The 13,566-nt window shown below is 55.6% G+C and carries 15 protein-coding genes, 1 tRNA gene and 2 pseudogenes; 13 read left to right on the forward strand and 5 right to left on the reverse strand.

The window, feature by feature from the left end:
• Positions 1-102 precede the first annotated feature (102 nt).
• Positions 103-178, forward strand: a tRNA-Phe gene (locus EDF73_RS16895).
• A 384-nt stretch (positions 179-562) separates the two neighbouring features.
• Here EDF73_RS16895 and EDF73_RS27450 read toward each other — a convergent pair.
• The gene (locus tag EDF73_RS27450) at positions 563-700 is read right to left on the reverse strand and encodes a hypothetical protein (RefSeq protein ID WP_165905736.1); all 138 of its coding nucleotides are present in this window, start codon (positions 698-700) and stop codon (positions 563-565) included.
• A 63-nt stretch (positions 701-763) separates the two neighbouring features.
• Here EDF73_RS27450 and EDF73_RS16900 point away from each other — a divergent pair, with 63 nt between their 5' ends.
• The 8 genes from EDF73_RS16900 (at position 764) to EDF73_RS16935 (ending at position 7,398) form a co-directional block, all read left to right on the forward strand.
• Positions 764-1,636 carry a MurR/RpiR family transcriptional regulator gene (locus EDF73_RS16900; RefSeq protein ID WP_132730236.1) on the forward strand — a complete coding sequence of 291 codons (873 nt, stop codon included), beginning with the start codon at positions 764-766 and terminating at the stop codon, positions 1,634-1,636.
• Between the two features lie 26 nt (positions 1,637-1,662).
• Entirely contained in the window at positions 1,663-2,634 is a 972-nt protein-coding gene (locus EDF73_RS16905) for an agmatinase (protein WP_132730237.1), read from the forward strand.
• A gap of 63 nt (positions 2,635-2,697) precedes the next feature.
• Positions 2,698-3,486 (forward strand): transporter substrate-binding domain-containing protein, encoded by a 789-nt coding sequence (locus EDF73_RS16910; protein ID WP_132730238.1) that lies wholly within the window; start codon positions 2,698-2,700, stop codon positions 3,484-3,486.
• Between the two features lie 50 nt (positions 3,487-3,536).
• Complete coding sequence (locus tag EDF73_RS16915; RefSeq protein ID WP_132730239.1) at positions 3,537-4,907, forward strand: MmgE/PrpD family protein; 1,371 nt, start codon at positions 3,537-3,539, stop codon at positions 4,905-4,907.
• A complete protein-coding gene (locus EDF73_RS16920) occupies positions 4,897-5,556 on the forward strand; it encodes an amino acid ABC transporter permease (protein WP_132730240.1) in 660 nt (219 codons plus the stop codon). The genes EDF73_RS16915 and EDF73_RS16920 overlap by 11 nt, the downstream gene beginning before the upstream one ends.
• 9 nt (positions 5,557-5,565) lie before the next feature.
• A complete protein-coding gene (locus EDF73_RS16925; protein WP_132730351.1) occupies positions 5,566-6,219 on the forward strand; it encodes an amino acid ABC transporter permease in 654 nt (217 codons plus the stop codon).
• Positions 6,219-6,959, forward strand: a complete 741-nt coding sequence (locus EDF73_RS16930; protein ID WP_132730241.1) for an amino acid ABC transporter ATP-binding protein — start codon at positions 6,219-6,221, stop codon at positions 6,957-6,959. The genes EDF73_RS16925 and EDF73_RS16930 overlap by 1 nt, the downstream gene beginning before the upstream one ends.
• Before the next feature lie 28 nt (positions 6,960-6,987).
• Entirely contained in the window at positions 6,988-7,398 is a 411-nt protein-coding gene (locus EDF73_RS16935; protein WP_132730242.1) for a RidA family protein, read from the forward strand.
• 100 nt (positions 7,399-7,498) lie between these two features.
• Here EDF73_RS16935 and EDF73_RS16940 read toward each other — a convergent pair.
• Positions 7,499-7,710 (reverse strand): annotated as a pseudogene (locus tag EDF73_RS16940) (ABC transporter permease); the annotation flags it as partial.
• 292 nt (positions 7,711-8,002) lie between these two features.
• Here EDF73_RS16940 and EDF73_RS16945 point away from each other — a divergent pair.
• Positions 8,003-8,401: pseudogene (locus tag EDF73_RS16945) on the forward strand (ATP-binding cassette domain-containing protein); the annotation flags it as partial.
• A gap of 350 nt (positions 8,402-8,751) precedes the next feature.
• Here EDF73_RS16945 and EDF73_RS16950 read toward each other — a convergent pair.
• Positions 8,752-9,543: a DsbA family protein gene (locus EDF73_RS16950; RefSeq protein WP_132730243.1), complete on the reverse strand. Its 792-nt coding sequence runs from the start codon at positions 9,541-9,543 to the stop codon at positions 8,752-8,754.
• A 233-nt stretch (positions 9,544-9,776) separates the two neighbouring features.
• Here EDF73_RS16950 and EDF73_RS16955 point away from each other — a divergent pair, with 233 nt between their 5' ends.
• The 3 genes from EDF73_RS16955 (at position 9,777) to cbpM (ending at position 11,826) form a co-directional block, all read left to right on the forward strand.
• Positions 9,777-10,460, forward strand: coding sequence for a TerC family protein (locus tag EDF73_RS16955; RefSeq protein WP_132730244.1), 684 nt, complete (start codon positions 9,777-9,779; stop codon positions 10,458-10,460).
• 137 nt (positions 10,461-10,597) lie between these two features.
• Positions 10,598-11,521: a curved DNA-binding protein gene (gene cbpA / locus EDF73_RS16960; protein WP_132730245.1), complete on the forward strand. Its 924-nt coding sequence runs from the start codon at positions 10,598-10,600 to the stop codon at positions 11,519-11,521.
• On the forward strand, positions 11,521-11,826 hold the full coding sequence (gene cbpM / locus EDF73_RS16965) for a chaperone modulator CbpM (protein WP_132730246.1): 306 nt from the start codon (positions 11,521-11,523) through the stop codon (positions 11,824-11,826). Before cbpA ends, cbpM begins: the two co-directional genes overlap by 1 nt.
• Positions 11,827-11,948: 122 nt before the next feature.
• Here cbpM and EDF73_RS16970 read toward each other — a convergent pair whose 3' ends face one another.
• Both EDF73_RS16970 and parM read right to left on the reverse strand, forming a co-directional pair.
• On the reverse strand, positions 11,949-12,320 hold the full coding sequence (locus EDF73_RS16970; protein WP_132730247.1) for a plasmid partitioning/stability family protein: 372 nt from the start codon (positions 12,318-12,320) through the stop codon (positions 11,949-11,951).
• A gap of 9 nt (positions 12,321-12,329) precedes the next feature.
• The gene (parM, locus tag EDF73_RS16975) at positions 12,330-13,286 is read right to left on the reverse strand and encodes a plasmid segregation protein ParM domain-containing protein (RefSeq protein ID WP_132730248.1); all 957 of its coding nucleotides are present in this window, start codon (positions 13,284-13,286) and stop codon (positions 12,330-12,332) included.
• Positions 13,287-13,566 lie beyond the last annotated feature (280 nt).

Below are 13,566 nucleotides of genomic sequence, written 5' to 3' on the forward strand. Positions count from 1 at the left end.
CGGCCCTTTTGCGGCAGAACTGCCGCAAAGTTAAGCAATCAGCAGGTAAATCAAGAAATTTGGTTGACGCGCCGGGTGGATTACGGTTTAATGCGCCCCGTTGCCCGGATAGCTCAGTCGGTAGAGCAGGGGATTGAAAATCCCCGTGTCCTTGGTTCGATTCCGAGTCCGGGCACCACTTATTCCAGAAAAACCAGCCTACAGGCTGGTTTTTTGCTTTCTGCTGTACGGGACTCTCCATCGAACTTCGTTCGATTATTCGCGGCAGGCCGCTCACCCCTGCACTCTCCCCGGGCCGATGATCAGGCATAAGCACTACCCCATGACGGTATTCCACCGCTAATCTCTGCCCTTTTCCCCTCCCCAAAGACGCCATCACCAATCATATCGCCATGTTGCTTCACTAAAATGTGCCGCAAATAGCGCCTTTTCAGCGCGTGTTTAGACCAGGATTGGCTACGCCCTCAGAGCACCAGCTTTGCTTCATGAACGCCTCTTTTGCCCTATCATCAGGCAGTCGATGTCCCATCCTGGTGCGCAAAAAATGCTCCACTTTCCCCCGTTAGCGGCCTGAAAAAATAGCGCTCATCACTTTTTTCACGCCGTTTTGAATCAGACTAATCATTTCTGGGATCGGCGTTGCCCCCATATGCCGCCGGGATGTCCTGGCGCTGTTTTCATGTTGATTCATTCCAATCAATGCCAATCCTCTTTGGCACATCCGTTGCAATTGTGATTGAGTCAAATCGAAATGGAATCACATATGGAACAGGCTGAAGTTATCTCCCAACTGAAAGCAATGTACGAACAGCTCCCCCGTCAGGAACGGCAGGCCGCCAGCTTTGTGTTAGACCACGCGCAAGAAGTGGCGGTGATGTCAATGCGTGAGCAGTCACGTCTTGCCGGCGTTCCACCTTCCACGATGACCCGTTTGGCAAAACGCCTTGGACTCAGCGGCTACGATGCGCTGCGTGAAGTGTTTATCGCCACCGTGCGTACTAAAAGCAGCATCTATGAATCACGGGTGCCGGGGCTGGTGGCGATGAATAAGCAGGGCGAAGACTCTCTGCTGCGTGATCTGGTCGCCACCACGCAGGCCCATATTGAAACTCTCTGTCGGCAGGAGAACCTCGAGGCGATGACCCGTGCCAGCAGGCTGCTGGCAGAAGCGCGGACCATTTACTGCCTGGGGCTTCGCTCATCGTTTCCGGTCGCCTTTCATTTTCACCATGTCAGCGCCTGGTTCGCCAACAATGTGCGCCTGATTGATGGCCCGGGAGAAAGCAGCATGATGACGCTGATGGGGGATATCAACGCCAAAGATGTGCTGCTGGTGGTCAGTCTGGCCCCCTATTCCCGGCGGGCCGTCACGCTGGCCCGCTACTTAGCGCAACGGAAAATCCGTGTTGTTGCGATTACCGATAATGCCAGTTCTCCGGTAGCAAGATTGGCCAGTGAATCAATATTGGTACACAAGAAAACGACATCGTTTTTCGACACCATTACGCCCGCGTTATTAGTTAGTGAATTACTGGTGGCATTATTTGCCGCTAACGCCCGCGTCGATGTTCATTCAGCGGTAAAAAGAACCGAAGAGCAATTATGGGCCACCGGAGAGTGGTGGAATCTTAATTAATTATTGACGACAGACCAGAGGATAAAATGACATATAAACCAGAAATGACCACCGCCCCGAAACATGGTCATAAGAGCCTGCTTTATTCTGAAGTAGTCAGTGATTTAAATAGCCTGGATCGTGTCGATATCGCTGTCTTAGGTATTCCTTATGGTTCACCTTATTCCATCGATGAAGTCACTAATGACCAGACAAATGGACCAACGGCGGTGCGGCAGGCAACCGATCGCGCGGTGCGCAGCATCGAACGTTACGATTTCGATATTGGCGGTCCGCTGATGGATAACCAGGATATTCGCATGGTCGATTGCGGCGATATCGCAGGCGATGCGCGTGCCCCTGGTCAACATTACGTAGCGGCGGAAGCGGTGGTGCGTAAAATTCTGCAGCTGGGCGGCATGCCCCTGGTGATTGGCGGCGACCACGGCGTTCCAATTCCGGTGCTGCGCGCACTGGATGAGCTGAATGAAACCATCACCCTGATTCATGTCGATGCTCACCTGGACTGGCGTCAGGATGTCAATGGCGTGACGGATGGTTACTCCAGCCCTATCCGTCGAGCCTCGGAAATGAAACACATCGGCGAGATTTGGCAAATTGGCCTGCGCGCTAACGGTTCGGCCCGCCAGGAAGAGGTGGATGCGGCGCTGGAGTATGGTGCAAAATTGATTCCCGCCCACCAGCTGCATGATGAAGGGATCGACAGCCTGTTAGCGCGTATTCCTGATGGCGGCCATTATTATATTACCTGCGATGCTGATGGTATTGACCCGACGATTATGCCCGCGGTCAACGGCCCGGCATTAGGTGGGGTAACCTATCACCAGATGCGCAAATTAATTCAAGGTCTGGTCAAAAAAGGCAAAGTCGTGGGTATGGACCTCGTCGAAATTACGCCGAAAAAAGATATTAACCAAATTACCGCTATTACGGCCTGTCGTTTCTTTGTCAATTTAATTGGCAGCGCTGTACGTGCCGGTTATTTCCATAAAAAATAAAAACACTCAATCTGCCTCATGACCGTGCATTTACGCAACATAACCTGAACGGGAAATAATGAGATGAAAAAACAATTTACATTTGCAGCCATACTGGGGCTCGCCTCCGCTTTCTCCAGCCTCTCCGCCAGCGCAGCGGATCTGCTGGGGACCATTATGCAGCAAAAAGTGGTGCGTATTGCGGTTCCTCAGGATTACGCCCCGTATGGCTTTGTGGGGAGTGATATGCAACCTCAGGGCATTGATATCGACACCGCTAAACTGATCGCCGACAAACTGGGCGTGAGGCTACAGCTGGTGCCGGTCACCGGCCCAAACCGCGTGCCCTATCTGCAAAGCGGTAAAGCGGACATGACCATCTCCTCGCTGGGTAAAACCGAAGAGCGCGCTAAAGTGATCGATTACAGCATTGCCTATGCGCCGTTCTTTGATGCGGTGTTTGGTAAGTCAGGAGTAAAAGCCAGTAACGCCGATGAACTGGCGGGCAAAACGGTCTCGGTCACCCGCGGCTCCATGCAGGATGAAGAGCTAACCACCCTGGCGCCGAAAGCTAACGTGAAACGCTTCGAAGATAATAACAGCACGATCGCCTCGTTCATGTCCGGTCAGACGGAGTTAGTGGCAATCGGTACCTCTGTCGCGGGCGCACTGAAGCAGAAAAACCCCAGTCTGGATATCCAGTTAAAGGTGATTCTGGCTAACGCACCGTGCTATGTCGGCCTGCCGAAAGGCAACCCGGCGCTGGTTGCCAAAGTGAATGACATCCTACGTGCCGCGAAAGCCGACGGTACCCTCGATCGGATTTCGCAGACGTGGTTGGGCGCGCCAGCAGGCGATTTGCCTGAGTCCTAAGCATTGCGGCTCCCTGTGCGCGGGGAGTCTTTACTCAGGCGGGAAATAACATGAACCACTACGCAACCCATATTTTGGCCCAGCAGGCCGCGGCCATAGCGCTATCGCCGGTTCCTGACGAAGTGCTGCAAATAGCCTGTCGGGCGCTGATCGACACCCTGGGCGTGGCGCTGGCTGGCAGCAATATGCCGGTAGTGCAGCGTCTGAAACAGACGGTCATGAGCGAAGGTAAAGCCAGCACATTGGGCGGCATGCAGCGTATCAATGCGTTGGATGCCGCGCGGCTCAACGGCTGCGCAGCACACGCGCTGGATTTTGATGACAACTGCTACGCCGGATTCGTTCACGGCTCTGCAGTCATCATCCCGGCCGCACTGGCGGTCGCGCAGCAGTATGACAGCGACGGCGCCAGCCTGCTGACGGCCATTGTCGCGGGCAGCGAATGTCAATACCGCCTCGGGGAAGCGCTGGGCCAGCCGCTGTATCAACGCGGATGGTGGACCACCGGCGTACTGGGGGTGGTCGGGGCCGCTGTTGCCGCCGCCCACTTATTACGTCTGGACACGACTCAGGTCGCCCATGCCATTGCGTTAGCTCTCGCCGCCACCGGTGGCAGTAAAAGTGCCTTTGGCAGCGATGCGAAAGCCGTGATGGCCGGACTGGCCGCCGAACGAGGCATTCAGGCCGCGCTGATGGCACAAGCAGGAATCACCGGTCCGTTAAATACGCTGGAGCATCCTTACGGACTGCCAGGGCTGATGAACGAAGCCCGGTGGCAGCCGAAGCAGTTAACCGCCGCTGGCTGGCGATTGCTGCAACCGGGGCTGGATGTGAAACGCATCCCGGTGTGCCTGTCTGCTCATGCGGCTGTCGATGCGGTGGTCACGTTGATCCACCAGCATGCAATCGCCCTGGATGAAATAACGCAGATCCACTGCGATGTGCCGCAGATCGTCATCGCCAACCTGGTTTACGCCGATCCGATGACGCCGCAACAGGCGCAATTCAGCCTGCCCTATGCTATTGCCGCCACGCTGTTTTATGGCGAGCTGACGCTGAATCAATTGACGCTGGCGTCGCTGGCACCGGCGGCGCTGCATGCTCTGATGGCGAAGGTCAGCATGACGACCAGCCCACAGTGGCAACACCCGCAGCGCCTGCAAGCCGCTCCGGAAGGCGCCAGCGTCACCCTGCATCTGCAATCGGGGCGACAGCTCACCTGTCGTGTCGATCGCCCGCTGGGCAATGCCACCAATCCGCTGAGTAATGAAGCGCTGGATGACAAATTCCTGTCATGCGCCCAGCGCGTGCTACCCGCGGCGCAGAGTCATCGTCTTCTGACGCAGTTACGCCAGGTGACCGCGCTGCCATCCATGGCGCAGCTGTCACCACTCCTGGAGAACCCAGACCATGAACTTTGATTTTTCGGCGGTATTGATCCAGTGGCCGATGCTGCTTAACGGTATCGCCATCACCCTTGCCATGACCCTGGTGGCCACACTGCTGGGGGTCACTCTGGGGATTGCCTGCGGCTGGGGCCGCGCCAATGGCCCGCGGCCGCTGCGTTGGCTCATTGCCAGCTATGTCGAACTGGTCCGCAATACCCCTTATATCATCCAGCTGTTTTTTATCTTTTTCGGCCTGCCGGCGTTGGGCGTGCAGATGTCGGCGCTGACCGCCAGCGTGCTATCGCTGATCCTCAACCTTGGCGCGTACGCGAGTGAGATCACCCGCGCCGGTATTGAGAACACGCCGCGCAGCCAAATCGAAGCGGCGCAAAGCCTTGCGTTAAACCGCTGGCAAATTTTTACCCGCGTGGTGCTGCCTCCGGCTCTTGGCCGAGTCTGGCCCGCGTTGGTCAGTCAGGTCATTATCATCATGCTGGGTTCGGCGGTGTGCAGCCAGATCTCAACCGAAGAGCTGTCGTTCAACGCCAACCTGATTGCCAGCCGTACCTTCCGTAATTTCGAAGCCTACATTATCGCCGCCGCTGCCTATCTGGTATTGGCAATCGCCGTGCGCCAGGTTCTGAACTGGGTAGGTCCGCGCTTTATTTTCCGTCGACCTTAAGGATCCATGATGAGCGACTTTTCCTTGTGGGATATCTATCGCAATTTGCTGCTGGCGCTGCGCTGGACGATGGTTTTATCCGCTATTGCATTCGTTGGCGGAGGCGTCGTCGGTGGGTTACTGCTGGTGCTGCGCCTGTCAGGCTTGCGTGCCGCCGGCTATTTAGTACGGGGTTATGTGCAACTCTTCCAGGGGACGCCGCTGCTGCTGCAACTGTTTCTGGTCTATTTCGGCCTGCCGATCCTCGGCATTAATACTTCGCCGCTGTTTGCCGCCAGTCTCTGTCTGACGCTGTACGCCAGCGCCTATTTAACCGAAATCTGGCGCGGCAGCGTGGAAGCCATTCCGCGTCAGCAGTGGGAGGCAGCACAGAGCCTGGCGCTCAACTTTCGCGAGCAGCTGCGCTACATCATCCTGCCGCAGGCGCTGCATGTGGCGATCGCTCCGACCGTCGGCTTTTTGGTGCAGGCCATTAAGAACACAGCGCTGGCGTCGGTGATTGGTTTCGTCGAACTGACGCGCTCCGGCCAGATCATCTCTAACGCCACCTTTTCGCCGTTCCTGGTCTACGGCAGCGTGGCGCTGTTTTACTTCTTTCTGTGCTTTCCGCTCTCCATGTGGAGTCGGCACCTTGAACAACGTTTGTCACGGAGAACCAACTGATGACGCAGACTGCCGATTTTTCATTGGTGGATATACGCGCGCTGCATAAGCGCTTTGGCGACAATGAAGTGTTGAAAGGCATTGATTTACAGATAAAACGCCAGGAAGTGGTGTGCATTATCGGCAAAAGCGGCTCGGGGAAAAGCACCTTATTACGCTGCATTAATGGCTTAGATGCCTATCAGGCGGGAGAGCTTTTGGTGGATGGACAGCCCGTACAACAGGACGACAGCGCTGCTCTGCGCGAACTGCGGCAGAACGTCGGCATGATTTTTCAGAGCTTTAATCTTTTTCCTCACCTTACCGTGGGTAAGAACGTGATGCTGGCCCCGACGCTGGTGAAAAAGATGGCCAAAGGTGAAGCCGAGCGCACGGCCAAACGGTTATTAGAACGCGTCGGCCTGGCCGATAAATTTGATGCCTGGCCGGATAGCCTGTCCGGCGGTCAACAGCAGCGCGTCGCTATTGCCCGCTCGCTGGCGATGAACCCGGAAATCTTGCTGTGCGATGAAATTACCTCTGCGCTGGATCCGGAGCTGGTCGGAGAAGTGCTGCAAGTGATTGAGTCGCTGGCACAGGAAGGCATGACCATCATCATGGTCACGCACGAAATGAATTTCGCGCGCAAAGTCAGTGACCGGGTGGTGTTTATGCATCAAGGACGCGTCCACGAAGTGGGCACGCCGGACATCCTGTTTACTCAGCCGCAAACGGCAGAACTTCGTCAATTTTTGGCCTGAGGGCCGCTTAAACGCCAGGAGCAGAAAAATGGTACATACACGTATTCGTCCGTTTAACACCAAAGAGACCTATCCGGAGCAAAATCTGGATAACGACCTGTGTCAGGCGGTCGTCGCCGGGAATCTGGTCTTTCTACGCGGGCAAATTGGCCAAAACTTAGACACGCGTGAATCGGTGGGCATTGGTGATATCGCGGCACAAACCGAGCAGGCGATGTACAACATCAACATGCTGCTGGAAGAGAGCGGCAGCAACCTGCAGGAAATCTGCAAAATCACCGTTTATCTGACCGACGTTCGCCACCGTGAAACGGTGTACAACATCATGGGCCGCTGGTTGAAAGGCGTATTCCCCGTCTCTACCGGACTGATGATTGCACATTTGGCGCGTCCGGAATGGCAAGTTGAGATCGACGTGATCGCAGTGAAGGCGGGCTGATAAAACAGCAGCGACGCGCCCGCGGAAGCATGAACGTGTGCATTAAGGGGGACATCGGATATCTTTGCCGCCTCCCCCTTATCGCCAGTCGCCCGGAGTTTTACCATCTTACGCGCTTGTCCTGCCATGCAAGGACCCTGGCGCGAAACATCAATAATAATTTAATCAGCGAAGAAAAAAGCAGCCCATCACAATTAACGCGGCATACATATTGGCGTAGGCCGCCCAGCCCTGAGCCCACTGTAAATACCCTCCCAGCCCCGACCTGACCCCCATCATTTCCGCGGCAACCAGCACAGAAAAAGAGGCGCCCGACGCAAAGGATTGATGACTCCCCGGCGGCCTGTACGTCCACGTCGTCAACACCACAACAAGCAGCGCCACGGCAAAAAACAATACGCCATCGTTGGTCTCTCTGACGTGGGCTGGTCGGATAAAACCGACGCTTTTGTCCGGCCATATTGTCATTACCGCCCCTTCTCCATCCCGAATCGTCGTTTTTCAGGAGCCCACGCTCTATCCCTGGCTGACGGTCCGGGACAATGTGGCCTTGGGGATGAAAATAGGGTGAAAAACCCGACAAACGGATCTCGCTCGCGTAAACGAAATGCTTGAAAAAGTCGGTCTTGCTGATTTTTCACAGGCCTGGCCCCATCAGCTATCCGGCGGAATGGCCCAGCGGACGGCACTGGCCCGGGCCCTGGTCAACGACCCCGGGACGCTGCTACTTGATGAACCATTAGGGAAACTGGATTCACTGACCCGGATCCGTATGCAAAGAGAGATTATTGATTTATGGCATAAAAGTGGCGTCAGCATCATCATGGTAACCCATGACGTCGAGGAGGCGTTATTAATGGCGAACCGGATTGTCGTCTTCAGCCCTCGTCCGGCGCAGAGAATTGAAATAATAGAGCCCGGCTTATCCTGGCCACGCCACAGAGATGATCCCGAATTCATCAGTCTGCGCACCTATATTCTTCGCCTTCTGGAATATCAGTAAACTCATCTCATGCAATAGCGTCCGGAGCGCTTAGCCAAAATGCGTATCAGGCGCGATGGTGGGGACTTATTTTTAAATGCGTCACGCTGGCGTGAGCTGCAGGGATGGTAACAATCTCAGCGATTATCATCGCCCGCGAACGGCTTAAGGGAGACTCACAACACGCTATTTGTCGCCAATCGCCCTACTATTTCCTCAGCACCATAATGCCGCTATCCGCGATGTTATGGCAGCTCATCGTCAGCCTGCAATAATAAAAATATGTCTGTAAGCTGCCGCTAAAGCATGCAACCGGCACGCTAGCCTTATTACGGCTAAAAAGACCCGCCGGATCGCGGGCCTCCTGCCAATCAGTTGCCGCCGGCTTTCTTGATCGCCGCATCCAGCGAGTCTTTATCGGCAAGACCCGGGAAGACGGTGATAGTGGCTTCGGTGGCGCCAGTGGTTGGCATCACGATCACGCCCGGCGTCCCGCTTAAACCAATCTCCTGCGCCAGCTGGTTGGTACTCTCCAGCACCGCCTCAACGTCCGGCGCTTTCTTGCCGTCGAAATTCACTTTCTTCGCCTGCGGCTGAACATCCGCCGCCGTCAGCTTCCCTTCGTTATGTCCGGTGGCATAAATGCCGTTGTGGTAGGTGAGGTAGGCTTCCGCCCCCTTCTGCTGATAAATTTGCAGACCGGTCTTCGCCGCCGTCAGGGATGTTTCCCAACGGCTGCCAAAAATTGGCCACTCTTTAAAAGCAAAACGTGTCTGCGGATTTTCCTTAATCACCTGCTCCATCACCGGCGCCAGACGGCTACAGTAAATGCACTGGTAATCAAAGAACTCGATGACGGTGACCTTGCCATTCTCCGGTCCGTAGGTCGGGGTGTTTTTATCCTGGGTCAGCGCGGCCTGATTTTTAATCACCGCCTGGGTCGCGGCGCTGGCCTGCTGCTCTTGCTGAATTTGCTGGAGCTTCTGGCTTGCCTGCAGCAGCACCTCGGGGTGTGCGACTAAATAATCCGCGGCAATTTTGCCAATACGGGCTTCCTGTTCCGGGGTAAAGGTCGCTGCGGGCGCATCGGCGGCCATAGCCAAAGCCGGAAGTAGCGTGGCGCCAATCAAGGCGCTGGTCAGTATTTTTTTCATGCCAGCCATGAGGATAATCCTTGCGATGAGTAAACGGCAGGTGGGTCTAACGGGACAAAGTACCATCCTTTTCCGGCGAATCATCGTGGCACGATACATTGATTCGTAACTTTATTTTTCAATACTGCGCCCGGGCAGCGCCGCGCGCCGTTTTGTGAAGGGTAGTCATCGCCGCAGATCGGCGCTACGCTTGCTCTCTTTTTCCCGTTGAGGGTTCTTTTTTAAAGATATGAGTCTGGGGCATGAACGAGTTATTTATTCAGTGGGATTTTGCCGTCATTTTGCTGCAAATCATCGCTATCGACCTGCTGTTAGGCGGCGATAACGCGGTGGTGATTGCCATGGCCTGCCGTAAGCTGCCGCCACGTCTGCGCACCAGGGCCATTATTATCGGGACCTTTGGCGCGATTGTGGCCCGCGTGCTGCTGCTGGCGGTAGCCATCTATCTGCTCTCCTTACCGTGGCTGAAAATCGTCGGCGCGCTACTGCTGCTGTGGATTGGCATCAGGCTGGTCGCCAATCAGGATGAAGACGAAGAGGTCAGCAGTTCCAGCAGCCTGTGGCGGACCGCCGTCACCATCACGGTGGCCGATGTCATCATGTCTTTGGATAACGTGCTGGCCGTGGCCGCCGCCGGCAAAGGCCATCTGCTGGTGGTGGCGTTGGGGGTACTGATCAGTATTCCGATTATCGTCGCGGGGAGCAAACTGGTCCTCGCCCTCCTCAACCGCTTTCCGTTTGTGGTCCTGCTGGGAGGAGCGCTCATCGGCTGGATAGCCGGTTCGATGTCGGTCACCGACCCAACCATCATGCGTCTGTTCCCTGCGGCTCCCGGAACGCTTGCGCTTATTGCCGGTGCCCTTGGCGCCGCGCTGGTGCTGCTGGAAGGGTTACGCCGGAACTACCGGGCGCGCCCGGTCAAATAGCCGCTTAGCCGCTGACACACGCCGTCGATCCCGACGGCGTCAAGTTTCCACCATATTCCTCCCCCACCGGTCCTCATTTGCCCTAAGATTAATACTGAAAGTTGTGACCACCGCATCAAGTAAAATGAGATAACGCCATGGAATTAAAGGATTATTATACCATTCTGGGGGTTAAGCCAACGGACGATCTAAAAACCATTAAGACCGCCTATCGTCGGCTGGCACGTAAATATCACCCCGATGTCAGCAAAGAAGCCGATGCCGAAGCGCAATTCAAAGATCTCGCCGAAGCCTGGGAGGTGCTGAAAGATGAACAACGCCGCGCGGAATATGACCAGCTCTGGCAGCATCGCAACGATCCGCAGTTTGGTCGTCAGCAGCAGTCCCGGTCCCACGAACAGAACTATAGCCAGCAGGATTTCGACGATATCTTCTCGTCGATGTTCGGCGAGCAGGCGCATCACGCCCGACGTCAGCACGCCGCACGCGGCCATGATTTAGAAATTGAAGTCGCGGTATTCCTTGAAGAGACGCTGTCCGAACAGACCCGAACCATCAGCTATAACCTGCCGGTGTATAACGTCTTCGGCATGATCGAGAGCGAAACGCCTAAAACGCTGAATGTGAAAATCCCCGCCGGCGTCAGCGACGGCCAGCGTATTCGCCTGAAAGGGCAGGGAACGCCGGGGGAAAACGGCGGTCCGAACGGCGACCTGTGGCTGGTGATTCATATCGCGCCGCATCCGCTGTTTGATGTGGTGGGCCATAATCTGGAAATTGTCCTGCCGCTGGCGCCGTGGGAAGCGGCGCTGGGCGCGAAGGTGACCGTGCCGACGCTCAAAGAGAGCATTCTGCTGACTATCCCGCCGGGTAGCCAGGCGGGGCAACGTTTACGCATTAAAGGTAAGGGGCTGGCCAGCAAAACCGCCACCGGCGATTTATATGCGGTGATTAAAATCGTTATGCCGCCCAAACCGAACGACAAAGCCAGCGCGCTCTGGCAGCAGCTCGCCGATGCAGAGGCCAGCTTCGAGCCGCGCAAAGCATGGGGGAAAGCATAATGGCTAAGATGACAGTGACGTTTACGACGACGGAGTTTTGTCTGCACACCGGCGTATCCGAAGAGGACCTTAGAGAGATCGTCGGCCTGGGCGTGATTGAACCGCGCCAGCCTCAGGCGGAGGTCTGGCTGTTCGATGATAGTGCGGTAATGGTAGTGCACCGGGCGGTGCGCCTGCGCCGGGAGCTGGAGCTGGACTGGCCGGGTATCGCAGTGGCCCTGACGCTGCTGGACGAAAACGCGCGCCTGACCCGGGAGAACCGGCTGCTGCAGCAACAGCTGGCGCGGTTTCTGACCCACAGCTAACCTGTAATGCCCAGCTCGCCTCCCCCCGGCTTGCGCTACGCTTAGCCGGCGACAACATCCACAAACTCGATAGCCCGGATAAGGCGTTGACGCCGCATCCGGGGAAACCCGCCTGCGGGCGCTTAATCCGGCAGCGAGCCGGCAAGATTACGTGCGGAAATGCTCTCTGCCGCACTCGCTTCTGCTGCAACCGGAACAGGCGCCGCAGGCGCAGCTGTCGGAGCGGGCGCCGGTACTGCGGGCTGAATTTCCAGAAACGAAGCCAGCATCGTACGCAACATCTCCGGCCGGGTATCTTCCGCCAGTAAAGCCGCCAGCATTGACGGCAAACGGCCGTCAATTTCCCCCAGCGCGAGGCCTGCCAGCAAAGCGGTACGCGACATTTCGCCGCGATCGCCACGATGATGGGCCTCAATTTTGGCATCGGCAAAGCGCTCGCTGGCGCTGATATCCGGGCGCAGGTAAATCAGAACTTTTCTGCGTTCCAGAGTCATACCCGCTCCTTAACCTATAATTTTCAGACCGCGAACCAGCGCAAACTGCGGTTCATCAGCCACCACAAAGCGATCGTCACGCAGCCCAACGCGCGTACGGATGGCGTCCGCCACCAGCGGCGCGCCGCCGCCAATCACAATCACATGGGAATAGCCCTTAAAGCTATCAATGGTCGTCAGCACGCGCGTGCAGAGCCGTTCAATACTGCCGGCAATCACTTTTTTGACGTCAGAGACCGCATCCGGATCGTTAATATTGTCGGCTAAATAGGCATCATCATGGCGATTGATGATGATCTGATCGACGTTGTAGCTGGAAGTATCGGTATTCGCTCTGGCCAACGCCAGCTTCACCGCATCGGTCACCAGCGACACGCCCAGTTTCGGGTCGCCAAAAATACGCGAAACCGACGTCATCTGACCGGCTACCATCGAGATATCCAGCGTGGTCCCGCCGAGGTCGACAATCAGCACGGAGTGTGACGGTTTGAGCTCATCGCACAGACTGATACCGGCCGGGATAGATTCCGGGCGCACGGTGACTTTGGTGATATTGAACACTTCACCTTTGTTGAGTTTTACCGGGCGGCGAAGGCTCTTTTTCTTACGTTCGATATTGTCGAGGCGGTACTGGGCATCTTCGTCGTAAAACTCCGTCAGCGGCAGGGTCACCACGATCTCAACATCCTGCGGTTCAATGCCGCTGGTCAGCAGGGCATGATGCACGGCGATGGAGTTCAGCGGGCTGTACTGCCATTCGATATTGTTGGTCGGCAACGCATCTGGCGTAATCAGATCAAAGGAGTACTTCTCCTCATCCACGGTGTAGTTATAAGGCTTCCCGGTACCGAAGGTGGCCGACCATCCACGCTTGAAGCTGTTAGGGCTGATATGGGTCAATGTTTCACCATCTTGCTCCCACAGCATTTTGATATTGGTTGAACCATCATCGATAAAAATGCGCATCGTATCGCTCCGTCTCTGAGACAAATAAGAGAAAAAAGTAAGACCCAAAAAGAGTAGCAAGAGTTAAAAGGCAGCGCAATAGCGTAAAAAAGAGACAATTCCGAGAAATTAAAGAGATAAATTAGATAAAAACAAAGTTAAAGAAACAATAAAGAGACTAAAACGAGAAAAATCAGAGAAATATCAGCATTCATTCTTTCGCGTTTTCTGGCGAAAAATCAGGGGAAAACCGGCGCGGTGTCCGCTAATTTTTGCCTACGCTTACCTGCAATCCGATGGT

Origin of the sequence: Klebsiella sp. BIGb0138 (genome assembly GCF_004342285.1) — a bacterium.
Taxonomy (GTDB): Bacteria; Pseudomonadota; Gammaproteobacteria; order Enterobacterales; family Enterobacteriaceae; genus Klebsiella.